Annotated in this window: 21 protein-coding genes and 1 pseudogene; 9 read left to right on the top strand and 13 right to left on the bottom strand. The window is 70.1% G+C overall.

Translation table 11 applies throughout. The annotated features are described in order from the left end of the window. Positions 1-293 precede the first annotated feature (293 nt). A complete protein-coding gene (locus EAO76_RS12060; RefSeq protein WP_148835921.1) occupies positions 294-737 on the bottom strand; it encodes a nuclear transport factor 2 family protein in 444 nt (147 codons plus the stop codon). Positions 738-816: 79 nt separating this feature from the next. Further along, entirely contained in the window at positions 817-1,497 is a 681-nt protein-coding gene (locus tag EAO76_RS12055; protein ID WP_262375411.1) for a TetR/AcrR family transcriptional regulator, read from the bottom strand. A 468-nt stretch (positions 1,498-1,965) separates the two neighbouring features. Here EAO76_RS12055 and EAO76_RS12045 point away from each other — a divergent pair, with 468 nt between their 5' ends. Continuing rightward, a complete protein-coding gene (locus EAO76_RS12045) occupies positions 1,966-2,778 on the top strand; it encodes an AAC(3) family N-acetyltransferase (RefSeq protein WP_222872150.1) in 813 nt (270 codons plus the stop codon). 47 nt (positions 2,779-2,825) lie between these two features. After that, a pseudogene (locus EAO76_RS12040) lies at positions 2,826-3,564 on the top strand (IS6 family transposase). 92 nt (positions 3,565-3,656) lie between these two features. On the opposite strand, the gene EAO76_RS12035 reads toward EAO76_RS12040, so the two are convergent. Genes EAO76_RS12035 through EAO76_RS12020 form a run of 4 tightly spaced genes read right to left on the bottom strand, consistent with a single transcriptional unit; the run spans position 3,657 to position 8,114 of the window. Then, on the bottom strand, positions 3,657-5,141 hold the full coding sequence (locus EAO76_RS12035) for an AMP-binding protein (RefSeq protein WP_148835920.1): 1,485 nt from the start codon (positions 5,139-5,141) through the stop codon (positions 3,657-3,659). Then, entirely contained in the window at positions 5,138-6,364 is a 1,227-nt protein-coding gene (locus EAO76_RS12030; protein WP_148835919.1) for a thiolase family protein, read from the bottom strand. Before EAO76_RS12030 ends, EAO76_RS12035 begins: the two co-directional genes overlap by 4 nt. Beyond that, positions 6,361-7,293 (bottom strand): fumarylacetoacetate hydrolase family protein, encoded by a 933-nt coding sequence (locus EAO76_RS12025; protein WP_148835918.1) that lies wholly within the window; start codon positions 7,291-7,293, stop codon positions 6,361-6,363. Before EAO76_RS12025 ends, EAO76_RS12030 begins: the two co-directional genes overlap by 4 nt. Before the next feature lie 29 nt (positions 7,294-7,322). Next, the gene (locus EAO76_RS12020; RefSeq protein WP_148835917.1) at positions 7,323-8,114 is read right to left on the bottom strand and encodes a cyclase family protein; all 792 of its coding nucleotides are present in this window, start codon (positions 8,112-8,114) and stop codon (positions 7,323-7,325) included. 141 nt (positions 8,115-8,255) lie between these two features. Between EAO76_RS12020 and EAO76_RS12015 the strand changes: the two genes are divergently transcribed. Beyond that, complete coding sequence (locus EAO76_RS12015) at positions 8,256-8,864, top strand: TetR/AcrR family transcriptional regulator (protein ID WP_187438577.1); 609 nt, start codon at positions 8,256-8,258, stop codon at positions 8,862-8,864. A gap of 748 nt (positions 8,865-9,612) precedes the next feature. Further along, positions 9,613-10,677 carry a 2,3-butanediol dehydrogenase gene (locus EAO76_RS12010; protein ID WP_148835915.1) on the top strand — a complete coding sequence of 355 codons (1,065 nt, stop codon included), beginning with the start codon at positions 9,613-9,615 and terminating at the stop codon, positions 10,675-10,677. A gap of 318 nt (positions 10,678-10,995) precedes the next feature. Here the strand turns inward: EAO76_RS12010 and EAO76_RS12005 are convergent, their stop codons facing one another. The 5 genes from EAO76_RS12005 to EAO76_RS11985 all read right to left on the bottom strand — a co-directional run bounded on the left by EAO76_RS12005 (position 10,996) and on the right by EAO76_RS11985 (position 15,355). Continuing rightward, positions 10,996-11,682 carry a transposase gene (locus EAO76_RS12005; protein WP_187438576.1) on the bottom strand — a complete coding sequence of 229 codons (687 nt, stop codon included), beginning with the start codon at positions 11,680-11,682 and terminating at the stop codon, positions 10,996-10,998. A gap of 277 nt (positions 11,683-11,959) precedes the next feature. After that, a complete protein-coding gene (locus tag EAO76_RS12000) occupies positions 11,960-12,787 on the bottom strand; it encodes a M55 family metallopeptidase (protein ID WP_148835913.1) in 828 nt (275 codons plus the stop codon). Positions 12,788-12,906: 119 nt separating this feature from the next. Further along, complete coding sequence (locus EAO76_RS11995) at positions 12,907-13,590, bottom strand: hypothetical protein (RefSeq protein WP_148835912.1); 684 nt, start codon at positions 13,588-13,590, stop codon at positions 12,907-12,909. Positions 13,591-13,740: 150 nt separating this feature from the next. After that, on the bottom strand, positions 13,741-14,049 hold the full coding sequence (locus tag EAO76_RS11990; RefSeq protein ID WP_148835911.1) for a hypothetical protein: 309 nt from the start codon (positions 14,047-14,049) through the stop codon (positions 13,741-13,743). 55 nt (positions 14,050-14,104) lie between these two features. Next, positions 14,105-15,355, bottom strand: a complete 1,251-nt coding sequence (locus EAO76_RS11985; RefSeq protein WP_148835910.1) for an IS110 family transposase — start codon at positions 15,353-15,355, stop codon at positions 14,105-14,107. 618 nt (positions 15,356-15,973) lie between these two features. Here EAO76_RS11985 and EAO76_RS11980 point away from each other — a divergent pair. The 4 genes from EAO76_RS11980 (at position 15,974) to EAO76_RS11965 (ending at position 19,053) form a co-directional block, all read left to right on the top strand. Further along, positions 15,974-16,423: a helicase associated domain-containing protein gene (locus EAO76_RS11980; RefSeq protein WP_148835909.1), complete on the top strand. Its 450-nt coding sequence runs from the start codon at positions 15,974-15,976 to the stop codon at positions 16,421-16,423. 150 nt (positions 16,424-16,573) lie between these two features. Further along, a complete protein-coding gene (locus EAO76_RS11975; protein WP_148835908.1) occupies positions 16,574-17,224 on the top strand; it encodes an RNA polymerase sigma factor in 651 nt (216 codons plus the stop codon). Further along, on the top strand, positions 17,217-18,203 hold the full coding sequence (locus tag EAO76_RS11970; RefSeq protein WP_148835907.1) for a CU044_5270 family protein: 987 nt from the start codon (positions 17,217-17,219) through the stop codon (positions 18,201-18,203). Before EAO76_RS11975 ends, EAO76_RS11970 begins: the two co-directional genes overlap by 8 nt. 172 nt (positions 18,204-18,375) lie before the next feature. Continuing rightward, the gene (locus EAO76_RS11965) at positions 18,376-19,053 is read left to right on the top strand and encodes an IS6 family transposase (RefSeq protein ID WP_148835906.1); all 678 of its coding nucleotides are present in this window, start codon (positions 18,376-18,378) and stop codon (positions 19,051-19,053) included. Positions 19,054-19,156: 103 nt separating this feature from the next. Here EAO76_RS11965 and EAO76_RS11960 read toward each other — a convergent pair whose 3' ends face one another. Then, positions 19,157-19,798, bottom strand: coding sequence for a hypothetical protein (locus EAO76_RS11960; RefSeq protein ID WP_316248331.1), 642 nt, complete (start codon positions 19,796-19,798; stop codon positions 19,157-19,159). Between the two features lie 274 nt (positions 19,799-20,072). Between EAO76_RS11960 and EAO76_RS11955 the strand changes: the two genes are divergently transcribed. Beyond that, complete coding sequence (locus EAO76_RS11955; RefSeq protein ID WP_148835904.1) at positions 20,073-20,285, top strand: hypothetical protein; 213 nt, start codon at positions 20,073-20,075, stop codon at positions 20,283-20,285. A gap of 221 nt (positions 20,286-20,506) precedes the next feature. Here EAO76_RS11955 and EAO76_RS11950 read toward each other — a convergent pair. Then, positions 20,507-20,954, bottom strand: a 448-nt coding sequence (locus EAO76_RS11950) for a hypothetical protein (protein WP_148835903.1), incomplete at its 5' end; no start/stop codon positions are given.

Genomic DNA, 20,954 nt, shown 5'->3' with positions numbered 1-20,954 from the left:
CTGTTCCGCCGATGACAGCGGGACGGCACCTGCCCTCGGGTCCTCCCCCATGTTCATCCCTGGTCGTAGAAGCACTCAACCGCCGGAAGCTCGGCTCCCGCGGCGGCCGACCTCCGCGCCCCGGCCCACCGCCGCGAGCGTCATGCGGTCGAGTGCGGCATCAATCGCCCCAAAAGGCACCGCGCCGTGGCGACGCGCCACGACAAGCTCGTGGTCCGCTACGAGGCTGCAGTCCTCATCGCGGCCATCAACGGGTGGCTGTGACCGCCACCTTCGCGATTAGCCCGGTGGCCTCACGGATTCTCCGCCTCGAATGCCTGGGCGACGGCAAGGCTGTCCTCGTAGACATGGTGCCGGGTGACAAGGCCGTCTTCGATGGTGAGATGCAGAGCGAACCGCGCGCGATACGCACGTCCCGTGGGCCGGGGAGTCTGACGGATCTCGCCGAGCACGACGGCGTCGTTTCCATCGATGAGGATGCGCTCGACCTCAGTCGCCACGCACTCCGGCACGTGGTACTCGGCAAGCTCGCGATAGTGGGCGGCCGCGTCGGCCCGGGTGGACCGGTGACGGATCCACGGCGTGGCAGCACGGTTGTGCTCGGCCTCCGGCCAGTCGAGCTTCCAATCACTGTGCTCGGCGTACAACTCAGCGATGCGCTCAGGGTCGCCCTCGCCGATTCTGCGCAGTAACTCCTCAACCACAGTACGTGTGTTCGTTGGTACGGCCATGGACATGGTTGACTCCTCCATCCTGATCCGCGTCCACCGACGCGGAGAGATCGCTGATCCTGCCCGCGCAGGCGCGCCGAGACGATTACCTCTGAAGCAAGACGAGCCCCTCGCCAAAATCCACTTCAGATACACGCATCAGGGGCGCCCCGGTCCTTGATCCCGGCGAGCACTGTGTCGAGCATCCGGTCGAACTCTGCCAGGGATCCGAAGACGGCCATGAGCGGGCCGAGCGCGGCCATCGCGGGGTACGCGGTGGCGTCGAACGCGGGCACAGCGATGGGCCGGGCCCGCCGCTGGTGCGCGCCGGCAGATGGCCGTTGAGGAAGCCGAACAGCACCACGGACGCGTCCGCGATCATCCGGTCGGGCAGGCCGGCCTCACGCATCGCGGTGACCGGTTCCTCCAGGGCGGAGACGGCCGCCGGCGAGGTTTGGGCGCGCGTCACCAGCAACGGGAACACCTGGGGGTGCCGGTAGGTCATCTCGCGGTAGCCGTGCGCCGTCCGCCGGGCGTTTTCCTCCCAGCAGCGGGATGCGTCATCGCCCGCGGCGGCCGCCACCCCGGCGAGCACCGCCTCGGACATCGCGTCCAGCAGTGCCCCCTTGCCCTTGATGTGGTGGTAGATCGGCATCGGGTCGACCTCGAGTTCTTGTGCGAGTCGTCGTACCCCGAAGCGCTCCGGGCCGCCGCGGTCGACCAGTGCTACGGCGGCGACGCGCTCGCGGTCGGGTCCTGCCGAAGTGCCCTGAACGCGTCTGGCCATGTCCACTCCCCTCTTGCAAACCTACGCCGTAGAAATTACCGTACGGGAAGTAACCCTACAGCGTAGGTTTCACATCGTCGGCCCACAAATCTGACCGGGGAGGGGATATGAGCGAGGTCACTGACACGGAGCAGCGGCAGGGGCCGGACTCCTCGGCGATCACGGCCGAGGAATTGCGCGCCTGTCGCGACACGGAGAACCGCTTCCGGGCCTCTGGCGCGATGCGGGCGATCGCCGGGGAACCGGGACCCGGCGCCGCGAGCGACTGGCAGGAGATCGAGCTGCCCGGCCGCGCCCTCCCCGTCCGGGTCTACCGGCCGCGGCCCCGACGGGAGACGACGAAACAGCCCCAGTGGAACCACAGGCCAAGGCTGCCCGGGCGGAGATCCTCGCGTTCCTCCGCACAGCGCCGGCCAGGTGACGGAGGAGCGATGCACCCCACCACCCTGAAGACGGAGATCCCCGAGCATGCGAATGACCGAGCCGCGAACCGACGGCCTGACCAGCACCGACCTGGTGGAGGGATGGCGCAGGGCCGGGGTCCGGGAAGGCATGTCCGTGATCGTGCACTCGTCTCTGTCCAGCATCGGCCGCGTCGACGGCGGAGCCGCCGCCGTGATCGGCAGCCTGCGCACCCTGCTCGGCCCGACCGGAACGCTCGTCACTCCCACCTTCACCTGGCAGGTCACCGATCCCGACCCCGATCGCGTCGGTATCCCCGATGCCGCCTTGATCGAACGGCGCGCGGCCGTACCCACCTTTCATCCCGACCTGCCATCCACCGGCATGGGCGCCGTCCCCGAACTCCTGCGCTCCTTGCCCGAGAGCGTGCGCAGCTCGCATCCGCAGGCGTCCGTCGCCGCCATCGGCGCTCGGGCAGCCGACATCGTTCGCTGTCAGACGCTCGGATTCGCGGTCGGCCGAACGTCGCCGTTCGGCCGCCTGAACGACCTCGGGGGCCACATCCTCCTCGTAGGGGTCGGCCACGACCGCAACACCTTCCTGCACTACGCCGAAACACTCACACCCAACCCACGCCTGAAGGTCCGTCGCTTCCCACGGGACCTCGACAGCGAGCGGGTTTGGGTCGAGACGCTCGACGTCGGCAACGACAACGGGAGGTATTTCCCCGCCATCGGCCGCGAATTCGAGGAGCAGGCCGGCATCGAGGAGGTAATGGTCGGTGCCGCCCCATGTCGACTGATCCCGGTGCAGCCGCTGGTCTCCTTCGCGGTTCGCCGCCTCACCGAACTGCTCGAAGCGGACCAACGGAACCAATAGGGCACTGTCACATTGACTGACGGGGTGGGACGCTCTTCTGGTTGGTCATGCGGGGAGGGGACGTCCGTGGACAGCGCGCCGCCGTCGCACAAGGGCACCGGTACCCGGTCGAGGTCATTGCCCACCGCGTGTGGCTGTACCACCGCTTCCCGCTGTCGTTCCGCGAGGTCGAGGAGCTGATGCTCGAGCGCGGTGTCGTCGTCCCCTATGAGACGGTCCGCCGCTGGTGCGCCGGGTTCGGGCAGACCTGCGCCAGTGTGCTCTGCCGTCGGCAGCCCCGGCCCGGGGACAAGTGGCACCTGGACGAGGTCTTCATCAAGATCACCGGAAAGCAGGAGTACCTGTGGCGGGCCGTGGACGCCGACGGCACCGTCCTGGACATCCTCGTACAGAACCGGCGGGACACCGCTGCGGCCAGGCGGTTCTTCCGTGGGCTGCTGAAGAAGACCCGCACGGTGCCACGAGTGATCGTCACCGGCAGGCTGCGCTCCTACGGCGCGGCCCACCGAGAAGTCATGCCCTCGGCCGAGCACCGCTCGCACAAGGGTCCGAACAACCGGGCGGAGAACAGTCATCAGCCGACGAGGCAGCGTGCACGCGCGCTGAAGGGCTTCCGCAGTACCGGTGGCACCCAGCCGGTTCCTGTCCGCGTCCAGCGGCATCTCGCCCCACTTCCGACCCCGCCGCCACCTGATGACCGTCCCCGACCACCGAGCCGGGATGACCATCCGCTTCGCAATCTGGAACCAGGCCACCGGCACCGTCGGCCAGCCCTCCGAGGCCTGAGCACCCGACCCGAAACCCGGCACCCGCCAGGCCCCGACGCCCCGTCAGAACCCACGCGCCCAACAACGTGACAGCGCCCGCCCGAGCCCCGTTCAGGGCTGGTTGCGGAGTTCCTTCTTGTCGATCTTGCCCAGGGCGGTGAGGGGCAGTGAATCGGCGAATCGGAGCAGTTTCGGGGCCCAGAGCGCACCCTTGCGGGCACGGACATGCTCCGTCAGATCGGCCGGGGTGGCCTGCCGTCCGGGGCGCAGGACCACGGTGGCGGTGACGGCTTCGCCCCAGTGCGGGTCGGGGGTGCCGTAGACGGCGCTGGCGGCGACGGCCGGGTGCGTGGCGAGGGCCTCCTCGACCTCGCGCGGGTAGACGTTGAACCCGCCGGTGATGATGGTGTCCTTGATCCGGTCGATGATCGTGATCAGACCGGTGTCGTCCCGGCGGGCGACATCACCGGTGTGCAGCCAGCCTCCGTCGAGCGCGATCGCGGTCTGCTCGGGCTTGTTCCAATAGCCGTCCATCACGAGCGGTCCCCGGACGCACAGCTCACCGGGTTCGCCTGCCGGTACGTGCCGGCCGTGCGGGTCGAGCAGGGCGATCTCCACGCCGGGCATGGGCCGGCCGCAGCTGCCCAGGACGTGCGGGTCGTCGCGGTGCTGGGCCGGATCCAGGACGGTCAGGGCATTGGGGGCCTCGGCCTGGCCGTAGTGCTGGCTGAGCACGGGGCCGAGGAGCCGGTGCGCCCGGGCGAGGCGGGTGGGGTCGGCGGGTGCGGCGCCGTAGAGGACCCAGTTCAGCCCCGACAGGTCGGCCGCGGGAAGGCGGGGGTGGTCGAGCAGGGCGTACAGCATCGTGGGGACGACGAACGTGGCGCTCACGCCGTCGCGTTCGATCGCGTCGATGACGCGGTCCGGGTCGAAGGAGGGGTGGAGTTCGAAGCCGGCGCCGTGGAGCAGGCCGGGTGCGACGAGGAGCCCGGCGGCGTGCGACATGGGGGTGGTGATCAGGAAGTGGGTGTCCGGCGGCCAGGCCCAGGTGGAGCAGGCCCAGGCGTTGGCGAGCAGCGAGCGGTCGCGCAGCATCACGCCCTTGGGTTCGCCGGTCGTGCCGCCGGTGTAGAAGAGGTAGAGCGCGGGGCCGCGCGGGTCGTTTGGACCGGGGGGTGTGTCGGCGGCGAGGCGGTCGAGTTCGGCGAGGGTGATCGCCCTGGTGCCGTCGGGGCGGGCGCGGGCGGCGAAGCGGGTGTCGTCCACGACCAGGTAGTCGGACGCGCTGTCGCGCAGGATCGTCCGGTCGGCGTCCGCGGTGGCGAGCGGGTGAAGGGCGGTGTAGCGCAGTCCGGCCAGGCAGGCGGCGGCCATGACGGTGAACGCCTGCGGGTTCGGGCCGCACAGCAGGGCGATCCCGTCGCCGGTCGTGAGGCCCAGTCGTCCGAACGCGGCCGCGGTGCGTTCGATCCGTTCCGCGGTCTCGCCGTAGGTCCAGGTCTGCTTCGTCCTGTCGTCGCCGGTGAAGCGGAAGGCGGTGCGCTCGGGCCGTCGGCGCAGCGCCGACAGGATCAGGTCCGCGTAGCCGGGTCTCATCGGTTCCTCCCCAGGATGGTCACGGCGGCCACCGCCTCCTCGATTCCGTAGAGGCCACCGCCGTTCTCGGCAACGGCGATGCGCGCGTCGGAGACCTGGCGCGCGCCCGCCCGGCCGCGCAGTTGCGTGACCAGTTCGAAGATCTGCGCCAGTCCGGTGGCGGACACCGGGTGGCCGCGCGATTCGAGTCCTCCGGACGGATTCACCGGGAGGGCGCCACCGAGCGCTCCGGCGCCCGAGGCCGACCACGGGCCGCCGTCGCCGATCGGGCAGAATCCCAGGTTCTCCACCTGCTGGATCTCGCCGAAGGCGGTGGCGTCATGGACCTCCGCCGCGTCGATGTCCTGCGGACCGACGCCGGCCTTCTCGTAGGCGGCGAGCGCGGCCCGGCGGCCGATGTGCCGCCCGGCGTCGTCCGCCGCCCGGTCGGTACCCGACAGCAGGACACTGCTCAGCACCGCCACGGCCGACTCGTCACGGGTGAAGTCGGCCCGCGTCACGACGACGGCGGCGGCCCCGTCGCTGACCGGTGAGCACATCGGCACCGTCAGCGGCCATGCCACCCGCCGCGCCGCCAGGATCTCCTCCGCAGTGAACGCCCGGCGGAAATGGGCCCGGGAGTTGTGGACGGAGTGGGCGTGGTTCTTCGCCGAGACCGCGGCCAGGTGGGCTTCGGTGGTGCCGAAGCGCTGCATGTGGGCACGGGCCAGGGAGGCGTAGATCTCCATGAACACCGACCGGTCGCCGTCCACGGTCAATTCGGGCGGCAGAGGGTCGGTCAGGGCGGTGAGCGCGGCCAGGGTCTCCTCGCGGTGGGCGATGTCCATGGCGCCGTCGAACACCGCCAGTCCCTGGGCGGGGTCGGCGCAGACGAGCTTGTCCACGCCTACGGCCAGGGCGACGTCCGACAGGCCCGCCCGCACGTGGGCGATCGCCAGCCACAGGGCCGTGGCGCCGCCCGCGCAGGCGTTCTCCACATTCACCACGGGCACCCCGGCGAACCCGTGCGGGCGCAGGGCGACCTGGCCGGGAATCATGTGCTGGCCGTCGATCGCCTTCTGGCTGACCGTGGCGTGGAAGACGGCGCCGACGTCGGCCGGAGCGAGCCCGGCGTCGCGCAGCGCCTCGTGCGCGGCCTGGCCGGCGAGGTCGCCGGCACTGCGGTCGAGGTGGCGGCCGAAGGGGGTGGCGCCGACGCCGAGGACGAGTGCTTCGCGGTTCATGACACCACCCGGTTGCGCAGCACGCCCAGGCCGGAGACTTCGAGTTCCACGGTGTCGCCGGGTTCCAGGAAGCGGCCGTGCTCCAGTCCGCAGCCGGTGGGCACGGTGCCCGAGCACAGGACTTCTCCGGCGTGCAGCCGGGTCGACTGGGAGGCGAAGGCGATCATGTCGGCGAAGGTGTGGTGCATGTCGGCGGACGTGCCCCGGCTGGCCTCCTCGCCGTTGATGCGGGCGGTCATCGTGAGCCGGTACGGGTCGCCCAGTTCGTCGGCGGTGACGATCCACGGGCCCAGGACGTTCGAGTCGGTGAAGTCCTTGCTCTTGCTCAGGCCCAGCCCGGTGGCGATCTCCTCCAGCTGGGTGTCGCGGGCGCTGAAGTCGTTGAAGATCGTGTAGCCGAAGATGTGCGACTGGGCGTCCGCCGCGGGGATGTCCGTGCCGTCGCGGCCCAGCACACAGGCGAACTCCAGCTCGTAGTCCCGCACCGAGGAGTACGTGGGCCAGTGGATGTCGCTGTCGTGGCCGGTCACGGAGAGCCGGTTGGTCACGTAGTACAGCGGGCGTTCGAGCATGATGGCGGGCAGTTCGACCTGGTCGGCCGGGATGCCCTGGATCCGGGAGCGGGCGTTGCGGAAGTGGTCCATGAAACTGCCGAAGTCCCGGATCTGCACGGGCCTGGGCAGCGGGGACAGCCAGCGCACCTCGGACGCGGCGACGACCGCTTCGGGCGGGGCCTGTTCGGCGAGCCGCTGCAGGGTCTGCCGCACGGGTTCGCCGCCGTCGATGATCGTCTGCATGGTGGTCAGCGTGGGGGCGTGCTCGCCGGTCACCAGACGGTGGGCGCGGTCGAGCAGCAGGAGGCGCTCGCCCTGGTCGAGTACGAGCGCGGTCCGCTCGACGCGGTCGTGTTCCACGGTTGCGAGTTTCACGGTCGGTTCCTCTTTTCGAGCAGGGGGCGTCAGACGAAGGCCACGACACGGGCCGGAGCGGCGCTCGCGCGGGCGATCTTGATCGGGAAGAACGCCACCCGGAACCCCGACGGGGGCAGCGCGGCGAGGTTCGTCAACTGCTGGACGATGAAGACCTCCCGCTCGCGGCCGGCCCGGTGGCCGTCCCACAGCACGGAGTTGTCGCCGCTGTCGCGGAACTTGCGTGCCATCACGGAGAAGCTCAGGTCCCAGCCCGCGGCGTCGGTGCCCAGGACCTTCGCCCCGAGATCGGCCAGGAACAGCGTCGACTCGCGGCTCATGCCCGGGTAGCGGAAGAACTCGGGGTCGGACAGCCCGTACCGCTCCTGGCCGGTGCGCAGCAGGACCGCTCCCCCGGCCGGGACCGGGGCGCCGTTGTCGGCGAGAGCGGACTCCAGCGCCTCGACGGTGATCGGGGCGTCGGGTTCGCACCGGCCGCGCAGGTCCAGCACGAGCGCCTCGCACCACAGCTCGTCCAGGGCGATGTCGGTGATGGTGCGGGCGGGCCTGCCCTCGCAGGTCGAGCCGTAGTGCAGCGGGGCGTCGACGTGGGTGCCGAGGTGGGAGTTGAAGTCGGTGAGCAGTTCCGCCCCCCAGCCCTCGCCGTCGGGCAGGTCCTCGACGCTGCAGTGCATGGCGGCGGCGAACTGCTCTCGGCCCTCGCCCGTCGGGTGCGCGTAGGCCACGGCGGGCGCGACCACCGAAGCCAGCGGACGCAGCTGCTCGGGAAGCAGCTCGCGGTCGGCGGGGTCCAGTGTCCTCGTGAGGTCGATCAGTTCCATGACAAGCCCTCCTCAGTTATTGGACGCTCAGCATAGAACTGGACACGTATCATAGACAAGGGCTCGCCGGCCCCGGCGCCGCCCGGCCGGCGTGGCAGAATCGGCCGCGTCAAGCCGCCGCAACGTCAGGGAGGACACCGCGTGGGTGCGACCCGCAAGCAGGAGATCTCCGCCGAGACCCGGCGTCGGCTGGTGGCCGCCGCGTGGGAACTCGCCGCCGAGGGCGGAGCCGCCGCCGCGTCCGTCCAGGCCGTGGCGGAGCGCTCCGGCATCAGCCGGGGCTCCGTGGCCTGGCACTTCGGCTCGAAGGACGGGCTGCTGAAGGCGGTGATCGAGGAAGCGTTCCGGTGGGGCACGGACTTCATGCGCGAACGCCTGACCTCCGCCGGGCCGGGCGSCGGGATCGAGGCGCTGATCGAGGCGAACTTCGCCCTGATGTCCCGGCCCGAGGCGCACATCTTCTCGACGCTCCTGATCGAAGCGGTGAGCCGCGAGTCCGCCCTGCGCACGACGTACGCCGAGGAGTACGCCAAGATCCGCGCCCTGTACGCCGACCACCTGCGCACGGCCGGCGCGCACATCACCGACCCGGAGGCCGTCGCGACGGCACTGCTCGGCGGCACCCTGGGCATCAACATCCAGCACCGCCTGGACCCGGCCCTGGACCGCCGACGGGCCGTGACCGCGATGACGGGCATCTACACCGACGCGTTGACCGGCACCAGACCTGACGCCCCGTCCGGCACCTGATGGTTCGGGGCGCGGCGGGCGGCGCCTTCCACCGGCGCGGACAGGCGTCGGTCGGCTTCACGGAAGACGATTTCGGCGAGGGCGCCGCGGCCGTCGTTCTCGGGCGGGGCAGCGCAGCGGGCGGCCCTCTCGGGCAGAGCGGTGTGCCGTCCTCGCGATATCGCATCGGGTGAGACCCGCCGTATACGTGCCAAGGCCGTTGAAGCCGCCCTGCCGCGCCTGCGCGGTCAGAGCCGTGCAGATGGCCGGCGGGCCTCCACGAGCGCGACGGCTCAGGACGTACTCGACTGGTTCAGGGCCGACGGCGGCGAGATCATCCTCGACGTCGTCGGCCGCACCGACGCGAAGACCTTCTTCACCAAGGGCGACATCGAAGCCTGCCTGGGGACACTGATCAACGCCGTCGGCGTCGCCGTCGTGGTGGCGAAGCTCCCGGCTCCGACATCGGCCGGTCACCGCAGCCGAGCTTCTTGGCCACACCGTTCGTCATATGCACCGCGATCCGCGGCAGGGCCGCCCTTCTTACGACTCTTCACGAAGCAGCCCCAGGTGTCCACCAGCAGTCCGCGGTGCTCCTCGGACGGCCCGTTGCCGCCGCGCGGGCACTCGTCAACCCCGTAGCCGACCCACACCCCACCACATTGTTTAATTATTAACAAGGTTGCACCGCGTGGGGCACCCACCTCACTTTGCGGTAAGGATCGGGCATAAGGTGTGAACAGAACGTCGAAGAAGGAGTCGGCTCAAAATGAAGGCTGCACGCTACTACGACCGTGGTGACATCCGCATCGAGGACATTCCGGAGCCCGCTCTCCGGCCGGGGGCGGTGGGCATCGATGTCGCGTTCTGCGGGATCTGCGGCACCGACCTGCACGAGTACCTCGACGGACCGATCTTCGTCCCGCCGGCCGGTCACCCGCACCCGGTGTCGGGCGAGTCCGCCCCCGTGACGCTCGGCCACGAGATGTCCGGCGTCGTGTACGCGGTCGGCGAAGGCGTCGAGGACCTGAAGCCGGGCGACCGCGTCGTCGTCGAGCCCTACATCCTGCGCCCCGAGGTCGACACCAGCGAGAACAACCCGACCTACCACATCTCGCCCGACATGAACTTCATCGGGCTGGGCGGCCGCGGCGGCGGGCTTGCGGAGAAGATTGTCGTCGAGCGTCGTTGGGTCCACCCGGTCGGAGACGTCCCGCTGGACCAGGCGGCCCTCATCGAGCCGCTGTCGGTGGGATACCACGCGTTCGAGCGTTCGGGCGCCAAGGCGGGCGATTTCGCCCTCGTCGGCGGCGCCGGCCCCATCGGGCTGCTCACCTGTGCGGTGCTCAAGGCGATGGGCGTCGAGGTCGCGGTTTCCGAGCTCAGCCCGCTGCGCCGGCAGAAGGCACTGGACGCCCAGGTCGCCGACCACGTCATCGACCCCGCCGTCACCAACGTCGCCGAGGAGGTACGACGCCTCACTGGCGGCAAGGGTGCGGACGTCGCGTTCGAGGCCACGTCCGTCAACGTCGTACTCGACACGCTGTTCGACGCGGTCAAGCCCGGCGGCGTCATCACCGTCATCTCGATCTGGGGCAAGCCGGCATCGATCGACATGCAGAAGCTCGTCCTCAAGGAGGTCGACCTGCGCGGCACGATCGCCTACGTCAACTCCCACCCGCAGACCATCAAGCTGGTGCAGGAGGGACGCATCGATCTGTCGCCGTTCATCACCAAGACCATCGGCCTGGACGACCTCGTCAGCGAGGGCTTCGAGACCCTCATCCACCACAACGAGACGGCCGTCAAGATCCTGGTGGACCCGCGGCACTGACACACCGTCGGCCCCGGCCACGGGCGACCGGGCTCGTTCGTCCCCGCCTGCAGCGAGCGCAGCTGCGGCGGGGCGGCTCTCCAGCACGCCGGTTCGCCGTGGGGGGATCACCGCGAGACACCTTCCAGCCGGTACTCCTGGTCGGCGCCGGACCGGTTCCGAGTGTGCCGCTTCCCCCACGGTGTCGGCCAGGTGCACGCCCAGCGGGGCCGCGGGCCTCATGCGCAGGCAGCCGCGCGCCCGCGGCTCGGACACTCCGAGGTCCTCGCCCGCGAGGACGGTGTCGGCCCGGTGCGAGTCGGCTGGTGTCTCGCCCGGTCAGGCGGGGCTTCGGCTCTTGCTCGTTGCCCCGGCCCGGTGGATGTACACCTTGCCGGCACCCGGGTCCGTTCCGTGCGGAAGGGCGCGTCTGATCACGGTCAGCCGATCCGCCAGGCATCGCGGGCGAAGTCGATCAGGCGCCCGGTGCAGCCGCCGTCGGCCCACCCGCGTGACGTGCCAGTGCCGATCGCGCAGTCGGGCCAGGAGTGTCTGTCCCGCGTCCCGGTCGGTGACCGAGGCCGTGGTCACCATCACGGCCGGCAGCAGTCCGAGGATGTCCACCACGATGTGCCGCTTGCGGCCGTTGACCTTCTTTCCGCCGTCGAAGCCCCCGGTCGCGGCCGGCGCCGATGCGGCTCCCTTCACCGGCTGCGCGTCGATGACGCCCGCCGTCGGCTCCGGAGCCCGGATCCCGGCCCGCGGCCTGGCGGACCCGGTCGTGCAGCCGGTCGTGGAGCTCGGCGGTCGGGCCCTTTCCCGCCAGCGCCGGAAGAAGGCGTAGACACGGTCCCACACGAGGAAGCCCGCGGGCATCGCCCGCCAGGTGATGCCGCCCGTGACCAGATAGCGCACCGCGTCGACCATCTGCCGGTGGCAATAGCTCTCCGGTTGCCCGCCGCGGCCCTCCAGCCAGCCGGGGACCGGCATCACATCGCGCACGACGACCCACTCCGCGTCGCTCATGTCCGACGGATACTTCGGTCGCCTGTACGGCCGGTCCCCAGCGTTCCCGAACCGGTGAGCGAGACAATCACACGACAGAGAAGCCAAGTCGGACGACATCGACGCCGGCACGGAAGACTGCAGCACCAGGGGCCTCCTGTTGCTCGGTTGGATTCGACACCCACGAGCTGTGCGGGAGGCCCCGCTCTCATGCCCGGCCGGCCACGAGATCACCCGACCGAGTCGACGACCTCGAACTCACACCCACCAAGATCGATAGAGCAACAGCTTCTGAACCCTAGCCAGGTTTGATGGTGGCGAGCTGCGCGAGTAGCAGGACCAGCCGGTAGGCGTCGCCGAAGTCGGCGGCGGTGAAGGTGACTGTCCGGCCACCTTCACCACGTGAGACCCCTGGTACGAGTGTCGCCAGGTCGACCATGAACGGCGCGGAAAGGTCGACTCCGACGTCGAGCGGTCCGACAAGGGACAGCGGTGCAACCTGGGCGCGCCGGTTGACGGCTTCGGCGGCCGCATGGCGCAGCCGCTCTCGCGCTTCTTCGGGGTGCAGGGCGATGGCAGCGCCCTGGCCAAGGGCTTGCTTGACCGCGACGGTGACTGCGGACGGGAGTAGATCTTGCAGTTCGGCGCAGGCGCTGTCGTCACCACTGAGCAGCACGACCGGTACGTCCAGATGGCCGGCCATGGCGGCGTTGAGGCCGATCTCGCCCATGGAACGTCCGGCCACGCGCACGTCGAGGATGCCGTCGTTCATGGTGTGTGCCAGTACGGCCGGTCCGCCGCCGGCACGGGCGTGGTAGCCGACGAGCAGGACCGCGTCGGTCTGTTCGTCGAGTCCGCCGAGCATGCCCAGGGGCCGTGGCTTGCCACGGACCAGGTGTGCCCGGCGGTCGAGTTCCTCGGGCAGAAGGTTGCGGAAAGGGCCGTGCGCGTCGGCGACCCACACCTCGGCCGCGGGTTCGGCATCCAGGACACCGGCGATCACGGCGTTCGCCTCAGCCGTCATCAACGCCCGGCCACGCGCGTAGTCGTAGCCATCCGGGTTCGTCTCAGTGGGATGCACGATCCCCGAGATGCCCTCCATGTCAACGGAGATCAATATCTTCATAGTTTTGGGAGCCTACGTGCTCTGTGCACCAGGCCGGTATGAATCCCTGATCTTGTCGGCCAGGCCGTCCCCCACGCACTGACGCTGTTTCTCGTGAACATCCAGAACCTTGTCGATCATCAGATGCTGCCGCAACCTGTGAACAAACGCTGCTGCCGAACCCGAACGAAGCCATCTGGGCCCTGCCCGCCCCGGCTTCTGATCCGTGGATCACCGGTCCGCTCGCCGACGCCGTCGAAACCGCTGTGGCCGCCCTCGATCCGGACGCCGAGGACAGTGATGAGCTCCTGCATGAGCTGACGTACGAGGTCCAGGGGGCGGACTGGCTGACTCCCGATCAGCAGGTTCGTCTCCTGGACGCCGTCACCGCCGTCACCGCCATCCCCCGGCTGCTCGCCGCCGACCCCGGCTACTTCATCGAGCGTGGCTATCGCGCGCGCATGTGCGCCATCGTCGACCACGTCACCCAGCACGCGCTCCGAGCCTGCCTCCTCTTCCTCGGTTGTCGCGTGGGAAGAGGCAGCGGTGGGCCGGGCGGTGTTCCGCCCGGCCTCTGGTGCCGGGTCAGGTCCCCGTCGTCCCGGGGTACTCGGCGGCCCAGTGCAGTGCATGGGTGGAGGGCAGGGCGTGCTCGGGCAGTCGGCGCGCTCGGTGCCGGAGGCGAGGTCGCCGCACGCCGCCTTGGGGCAGATGCAGGACAGGTAGGACCCGCCACGGGGCATCACGCCGCCGTGGCGTACGTAGCCGCTCACCTCGATGACGGCCAGGACGTCGCGGCCCGTGGCCGGGGTGGTCTGTGTCATGCGCCCATCGTCTTCCGGGCCAGGCAGGGCGGGCGTGTTTTCGAAGCGGAACCAGCCGTCCGGGCCGCCCCCCTGCCCTGGGTGGTACCTCTCCCCCGGCTATCGCGGGGAAAGACACCTCATGCGGCTAACGGGTCAAGTCGACCTTGGTCATCCAGCTGGGAATGCAGCCGGCAGGGTGTCCGTCCGAACTTCGAGTTCGGGCGTCAGAGCTCCCTTCACGGCCACCGTGAGCTCATCGGCGCCGACCGCGCGGGCAAGCCGAACCTCGACCTGTCGATGCTCGCCGACCAAGGGATACGAGTACCAGCCGTCGGGCCGCTCGTCGTCGGTCGCCTCGACCGCCAGGGCCACCATCTCCCAGTCGGTGGTATCGAACCCGTAGCCCACGTAGTGCGACAGCAACTCCGGGAAGGACCGCAGGTTGCGCTCCCGGATCCATCCACCGACTTCTGCCATGGCTCCCCCTCCGCGTTCGGAAGGGACAGCCTGTCATGAGCCGATGGCTCAATGATCACCCTGCTGCAGCGGGAGGGGGAAACGCGACCGCTTCATCGAAGGGGGCGCGTGCCAGGAGGCAGTGGTGGAGCCGGCCGAGCATCCGGTTGAACAGGTGCCGGAGAGCCTGCATGTGCCAGTCCCCACCTGCCCGGCGGCGCCGGTAGTGGGAGTCCGCGCCGGCGGATCCGCTCAGGGAGGCGAAGGCCCACAGGTGGCCGACGTGGTTGAGCTGGTTGTTCTTGACGAACCGGCGTCCGCCGTAGTGGCGTTTGCCCGAGGCCTGCGTGATCGGGGCGGATCCGGCGTACGCCTTCAGCCCTCCGTCCGTGGCGAACCGGCTCCTGTCATCGCCGATCTCGCCCAGGATGCGGGCACCGGCCTGGGTGCCGATCCCGGGGAAGCTCAGTGTGATCGCCGCGTCCGGGCGTGCCCGAAAGGCCTCCTCGGTGGCCCGCGCCAGGTCGTCGACCGCCTCGCAGGCGGCATCGAGCTGCAGGAGAAGGGCTCGCGCCTGCGTGCCCATGGCGTCCTCAACGAGGGGCAGCTGCCGTGGAGCTTCCTCGCGGAAGAGCTGCTGGATTCGTTCGGCGTCCGTTTCGATGCCCCGGCGGCGGCCGGCTCGCCGGAGCATGGCGGTCGGCTTCCACATCTGCAGCCCGGCGGCCAGAGCAGGTGTAGGCGCCACGGCCAGGATGCGGCGGGCATCGGGGCGGGTCAGGGTTCCCGGCTTGTCCCTGAACGCCACGATCACCGCCGGGAAGTACTCCCTGAGCAGAGACCGCAGCTGATTGGCGACCTGCTGCCGGTTCCAGACAGCGTCCTGCTGTGCGCGTGCCAGGACAGCGACGGCCTGGACCAGGTCGGTGTCGGCGGGCAGTGGGCGGTGCATCGGCGCGTCGGTGCGTCGGTGCGTCGGTGCGTCGGTGCGGATGATGTTGGCGAGGACCAGGGCGTCGCCCGGGTCGGACTTCTTGCGGCTGGCTCCGTGCCGGTCGCGGTAGCGGGAGGCAGCCATCGGGTTGACCGCGTAGATCTTCCGGGGGCTCTGCCTCAGCATGGCATTCAGCAGGCCGCGGCTGGTCCTGATGGCCACCGGGATCGGCGTCTCGACGGTGTCGCCGTGCCCGACCAGGAGGTCCAGCAGCAGCCGGTAGCAGTCCAGGTCGTCGTTGATCCGGCACTTGGCCAGCAGCGTGCCGGTGTCGTCGACGAGCGTGACGCCGTGGTGTCCCTCCGCCCAGTCGATCCCGCAGAACACGTCCATGGATCCCGCCCCTTCTCCGGTGCCGTTCTGGAAGGCGAGCACGCGGGGCCGCACGGCGCGCGCCGTGTCCAGAGCTCGAAGCTCGTGAGGAGAAACGCGTCACCGTGCGGCAGCTCATCCAACGAGGATCCCGAACCCGACAGGCCCGACGGGCCCGTGGGGGCAGAACGTGCGAGGGCCGGCCGGCGCCCAGCGCCACCAGTCTTTACAAAGACCTCGCACGGTCGGAGGGGTCGTAGGGGTCACCACGGCACCGACCGGACCACACACGTCCCGCCCCGGGCTGGTCAACGCCACCCCGGGCCCATCAGAGATCCAGAACCTCTGATTACTAACGAATTGGAGGTTTCCGCACGCCAAGGCGGCTTGCCCGCCGTTGCTGGGCCACGGAAACGACGGGTGTCCGTTTTGAGGGGTTCGCGGCAATGCTCCAGCCCCCTGCGCAGCCCCCTCTCGGTGCAACCCTTCCCGGCCCCGGAGAGGGTTGGGACGGTTCTCGCAGTGGTGGCAAACCCCGCTGAACGAGGAGTGCTTGCCCAGGGTCCCTTTACGCTTGCCGGGCCCTGGCAGCGGGCCGGGCTGCTGTCATCCTTCTCCTGCTTGCCCAAGATTCCAGGCATGTTGGTAGCGGGACTGGAGGGTGTCGGGATGGTCCGCTCCGAGAACGCGCGCCCGGTCCGCAGCGACCTCGGCCATCAACCTCGCCGCCTCCCCACGCTCACCCGCCGCACCAAGACTCCAGGCGTGCTGGTCGCGCCGAGCGCGGCAGCGAGGAGTACCGCGCGGTACATGAAGAAGACCGGGGCACGGGAGCTGCGGGTGCCGTACGACTACGTCACCCCTGATGACTGGGTGCCGGCCGGGTTCCCGCTCGGGACCCGGCTCGCCGACCAACGCAAAACCCACAAAACCGGACGCCTGGACCCGGGACGGGTCGAACAGCTGGCCGGGCTGGGTACGGTCTGGTCCCACCAGGACATCGCGTTCGAGGAAGGCCTCACGGATTCCCGCGCCTGGGCGGCCGTGCACGAGCATCTCCTGCCTTCGGCAACTGCGACCGCCGGGTGACGGAGGGGACCAATGCGCCGCCGCGTCGGGTGCCGGCACACGAGCGGGCCCTGCGCGCACAGGAACGGGAACTCGAATCGGGCCATCGGCGAACAACGGGTGACCATGCCCGCGTCTTCGAGGGAAAAACATGAGCCTGAGAGGCGACCGATGACCGTTTCACCGAGCGTCGGAGTCCACCCTGCCGAGGGCACGAACGAGCAGTCGGACTCCGATGCCTCGGTGATCGAACGGTCCTGGGACGAGCCCGATGCCTTCGCCGTGTTGTTCGACCGCTACGCCGACGACATCCACCGGTACGCGGCCCGGCGGCTGGGTGCCGACGTGGCGGACGATCTGATGGCGGAGACCTTCGTGATCGCCTTCCAGCGACGGCGCCGCTACGACCTGTCGAGGCCTCAGGCGCGCCCGTGGCTGTACGGGATCGTCACCAATCTCGTCGGTGAGCACCGGAGGGCCGAGGCGCGCCATCTCCGGGCGCTGGCCCGGGTCGCCGCCGGCGTCCCGGACGAGGGAGGCGGCGAGCCGATGGCCGAGCGGGTGGCCGACCGGGTCACCGCCGAAAGCGCCCGAGGTGCGCTGGCGGGCTGCATCGCCAAGCTGCCGCCCCGCTACCGGGACGTGCTGCTGGTGATCGCCTGGGGTGATCTCGACTACGCGGAGGCCGCGGAGGCCCTGGGGGTGCCGGTGGGCACCGTCCGCTCACGGCTGCACCGGGCTCGAAGGAGACTGCGCGACGCATTGGGCGGGTCCGATCCCACAGCCCCGCAAGAGTTCCAGGAGGAGCCCGATCATGGATGACCTCACCTCCGTGAAGAAGTTGGAGGCGGACACGCCTCCCCTGACCGCCAAGGCCCGTGCCGCCGCCCGCACCCGGCTGATGACCGCCATCGACCGGGAGAACCGCAGGGGATTCCCTCTCGCTCTGCCCAGGCGGACGGTGTTCCGTGTCGCGGTGGCCGCGACGGTCGCCGCGGCGGTGGCGGGAACCGTACTGGTGGCCTCGGCGGACGGCGGGGACCCCCGTTCCCCGAGGATGACCACCCTCAGCGCGGCGCAGGTGCTGCACAAGGCTGCGGACAGGACGCGGTCCACCGGTGCCGGCCTGCCGATCCCGCGGAACGACCAGTACTTCTACACCAAGACCTACATCACGCGAACCCCCGTGAAGGGCGGGAAGACCAGGACGTGGACGGACGAGAGCTGGCTGTCGGTGGACGGCTCCAGGCCCTCGCGCCGGCAGGAGCACGGCAAGATCCACAACGATCCCCCGCTGGGCGAGCACGAGGTGCAGTGGCCGCCCAATGAATACGCGAAGCTGCAGAAGTGGCCGACCGACCCCGACGAGCTCCTCAAGTGGCTCGGCCACGGGCGCGTCGAGGTCGTCGAGCCGTCCGGAGCGAAGGGGGGCAAGGCCGGTGGGCCCGCGCCCGACCCCGACGGGATGGTGTTCATGGAGGCATGTCTGCTCATGCAGGGGCCGCGGGTCATGCCGCCCGGCCTGCAGGCCGCCGCTTTCGAGGCTCTGGCGAAACTGCCACGCATCAAGGTGGACGAGGACGAGGTCGACGCTCTGGGCCGGCACGGGGTCGGGGTGTCGTACCCCCACCTGACCTTCACCTTCGTCTTCGACCGTGAGACCTATGACTACCTGGGCATTCGTCTCAAGGGCAGCAATGCGAAGCGCATCGACGGTGAGTGGCGGCAGGTCGACAGGTACTTCGAGATGCGCAGCAGTCAGGAGGTGGGCGTCGTCGACCGGATCGGCCAACGTCCGTAACCACTCGAAGGGCCCGCGGTGACGGGAGAAGGGGCCAGGGGCGTGTCGGACGCCCCCTGGCCCGGCCGTGGCCGACGAGGGAGCTGACGGCCTTCCGGGAGGGGCCGGGCAGTGCCCGCGGGCGGGGCCCGGCCTGCCGAGCAGTGCAAGGGAATGGCGGACGGACGGCCACGTGTTGGCTGGGGCGGGACGACCAGTTCTGGAGCAGGCGCTGTTGCGTTGGCTGACGGGGGTGGAGGAGTTGAGGCTGCAGCGCGGCGTCATTGCCTCCTACGAGACGATCCGCCGGTGGTGTCTGAAGTTCGGACAGTCCTACGCCAACGCGCTGCGCCGCCGGCGTCCCCGCCCCGGCGACAAGTGGCACCTTGACGAGGTCTTCATCACGATCAACGGCGAGCAGAAGTACCTCTGGCGCGCGGTCGACCAGGATGGCAACGTGCTGGACGTCCTCGTTCAGAACCGGCGCAACAAGGCCGCGGCCAGGCGCTTCTTCCGTCGGCTCCTCAAAGGAATCGGGGCCGTGCCAGGGGTGATCGTCACGGACAGGCTCCGTTCCTACGGGGCGGCCCACCACGAGGTGATGCCCTCGGTCGAGCACCGCTCCCACAAGGGCCTGAACCACCGAGCCGAGAAATCCCACCAGCCAACGAGGCAGCGCGAACGCGCCAAGAAAGGCTTCCGCAGCGTCGGAGGAGCCCAGAGATTCCTGTCCGCGTTCAGCGGCATCTCACCCCACTTCCGGCCACGCCGGCACCGGATGACCGCCCCCGACCACCGCACCGAGATGACCGTCCGCTTCGTGATCTGGGACCAGATCACCGGCGCCACCGCCCCGCCCACCGCAGCGTGACCCAGGCCGCCATGGGCACCGCCGCCGTCGCCGCCCGTCGGTCGGGGGCGACGGCGGCGGTGCCCATGGCGGTGCTTCTCCGGAGCGGGGGCGAATGGCGGGCTCAGTGGTGTACCGGCGTGGGCGCCGCGGCGGCGGGAGCCATGGCCTCGACTGCGGGGGCGCGGCGCTCCAGCGCGGCGGACCAGAGGGCGAGGAGGAGGGCGGCGGCTGCGAGGGCCGCGCCGAGCCAGGCGGCGAGGGCGTTGCCGAGGTTGAAGGCGCCGATGTTGACGGCGGAGGCCAGGGTGGGGGCGCCGTGGGCCTGGTCGAGGACGCGCTTCTGGAGCGGGGGCACGGTGGCGAAGCCGAGCGCTCCGATGAGGAGGATGGTGATCGCGGCGAGGATCTTGTTGTGCGCGGTCACGGTGAACAGCGCGAGCACGATCGCCAGGCCGCCGAGGGCCGTGTACAGCAGGGGCATCAGCGCACGGTCGGCGAAGCGGCCGCCGAGGAGGTTGCCGAGGAACACGCCGACGCCGAAGAGCACGAGCAGCCATGTGACGGAGCCATCCGCGTGGCCGGCGACGTGGGTCATCATCGGTGCGATGTAGGTGATCGCGGCGAAGACGCCGCCGAAGCCGAGCACGGTCAGCACCGGTGCCCCGAGGACGACGCCGAGGGCGTATCCGGTGACCAGCAGGCCGGCGACGGGGATGGTGACGCCGTACTCGGCGGCGATGTCGGGCAGCAGGCCCATGATCACGAACTCGGTCGTACCGATGCCGAAGGCACCGACTGCAAGGGCGAGTAGAGCGAGAGGCGTGGCTCGCCCCTTCCCGGAATTGCTTGAATGGTCCCCTTGTGCGCCTTAGCGATAATTGCATACGCGCTATATATGTAAGCGCGGGTGTGTGGTGTGGTCTGGCTGCTCTGGCCGTGGGCGAAGGCGCCCCGGGGTCCGCCTCGATGCCGAGCTCGTCATCGCGAGCGCTTCGTCGGCGGGCGCCTTGGGCTGTGCCTGTCACCGGAAGTCATGGATGAGTGAGTGGTCAACGGCCCTGAACGGGCCCGAGGGGGCGTCCGAGTCCGCCCTCGACGCCCTGGACCGTCTTGCCGGGGCGACTCGACCGGCCGCCCCGGACCGGGCCGCGGGCATCGAGGCCCGCTACGGCCTTGTCGGTGGCGTCTGCCTCGGCGGCCGGTCGGTGTGCCTTGTGCGGCAGGGCCAGGTTCTGCCCGGCGGGCCTTGACCCGGTGAGGGGTCCGGTCCCAGGACGGGACCGGACCCCTCACCTGCGGTGCGCAGGTCGCCCGCTCGGCAGGGAAGCGAGCCTTCGGCCACGTGGGCGGGCCGGCCCCCGGCACACTGGCCGGAAGGCCCGGGCGCCGGGGGCCTCGACGACACGCGCAAGCTGCCGACGCCGCTGTCCGGGAGCTGGGAGTTACCGGTTGAGTTCGGGAGTGCGGGCCGTCACCACTCGTCGTGGCCGATCACCCGGAAGCTGCCCACGACGCCGTTGTCGATGAACCCGCCGCCCTGGACGTTGGGCGTCGCGACGCCGTAGGTGCTGCCGTAGGGGCCGACCGTGGCGACCGGGGAACCGCCGTCGCAGGCGAACCCCCGAAAGACCTCGACCGCGTTCCGGCTGTTGTTGTAGATGCTGAAGCTGGTCGACCCCAGCCCGCTGGCCGCGGAGACGCATCCTCCCGGATGGGCGGGGTATGTCCGCTCGTTGAAGTAGATCCTCTCTTCCCGCTTCCCGTCGTAGCCGCGGTCGCGCCCGCCGCCCTCGTCGTCGCGTCCTCCGCGATCGGAACCTTCGTAGTCGCCGCCCTTGTCCCCCTTGCTCTCCGTTCCGTCTTCGCTGCCGAGGGGGGCCGGTGCGGGGGCGGCGACTACGAAGGTTCCGATCGCGGAG

The organism is Streptomyces sp. sk2.1, from assembly GCF_008120935.1.
Taxonomy (GTDB): domain Bacteria; phylum Actinomycetota; class Actinomycetes; order Streptomycetales; family Streptomycetaceae; genus Streptomyces.
This window is presented reverse-complemented; position numbering and strand designations above follow the sequence as displayed.

What these genes read in the sequence shown, in the direction of transcription:
- EAO76_RS11975 (WP_148835908.1), top strand. Translation starts at nt 16,574, where the DNA reads ATGACCGTTTCACCGAGCGTCGGAGTCCACCCTGCCGAGGGCACGAAC.
- EAO76_RS11985 (WP_148835910.1), bottom strand. Translation starts at nt 15,355, where the DNA reads ATGGACGTGTTCTGCGGGATCGACTGGGCGGAGGGACACCACGGCGTC.
- EAO76_RS12020 (WP_148835917.1), bottom strand. Translation starts at nt 8,114, where the DNA reads ATGGAACTGATCGACCTCACGAGGACACTGGACCCCGCCGACCGCGAG.
- EAO76_RS12000 (WP_148835913.1), bottom strand. Translation starts at nt 12,787, where the DNA reads ATGAAGATATTGATCTCCGTTGACATGGAGGGCATCTCGGGGATCGTG.
- EAO76_RS11980 (WP_148835909.1), top strand. Translation starts at nt 15,974, where the DNA reads ATGTTGGTAGCGGGACTGGAGGGTGTCGGGATGGTCCGCTCCGAGAAC.
- EAO76_RS12005 (WP_187438576.1), bottom strand. Translation starts at nt 11,682, where the DNA reads ATGAGCGACGCGGAGTGGGTCGTCGTGCGCGATGTGATGCCGGTCCCC.
- EAO76_RS12045 (WP_222872150.1), top strand. Translation starts at nt 1,966, where the DNA reads ATGCGAATGACCGAGCCGCGAACCGACGGCCTGACCAGCACCGACCTG.
- EAO76_RS12030 (WP_148835919.1), bottom strand. Translation starts at nt 6,364, where the DNA reads ATGAACCGCGAAGCACTCGTCCTCGGCGTCGGCGCCACCCCCTTCGGC.
- EAO76_RS11990 (WP_148835911.1), bottom strand. Translation starts at nt 14,049, where the DNA reads ATGGCAGAAGTCGGTGGATGGATCCGGGAGCGCAACCTGCGGTCCTTC.
- EAO76_RS12060 (WP_148835921.1), bottom strand. Translation starts at nt 737, where the DNA reads ATGTCCATGGCCGTACCAACGAACACACGTACTGTGGTTGAGGAGTTA.
- EAO76_RS11970 (WP_148835907.1), top strand. Translation starts at nt 17,217, where the DNA reads ATGGATGACCTCACCTCCGTGAAGAAGTTGGAGGCGGACACGCCTCCC.
- EAO76_RS12010 (WP_148835915.1), top strand. Translation starts at nt 9,613, where the DNA reads ATGAAGGCTGCACGCTACTACGACCGTGGTGACATCCGCATCGAGGAC.
- EAO76_RS11995 (WP_148835912.1), bottom strand. Translation starts at nt 13,590, where the DNA reads ATGACACAGACCACCCCGGCCACGGGCCGCGACGTCCTGGCCGTCATC.
- EAO76_RS12055 (WP_262375411.1), bottom strand. Translation starts at nt 1,497, where the DNA reads ATGGCCAGACGCGTTCAGGGCACTTCGGCAGGACCCGACCGCGAGCGC.
- EAO76_RS11955 (WP_148835904.1), top strand. Translation starts at nt 20,073, where the DNA reads ATGAGTGAGTGGTCAACGGCCCTGAACGGGCCCGAGGGGGCGTCCGAG.
- EAO76_RS12035 (WP_148835920.1), bottom strand. Translation starts at nt 5,141, where the DNA reads ATGAGACCCGGCTACGCGGACCTGATCCTGTCGGCGCTGCGCCGACGG.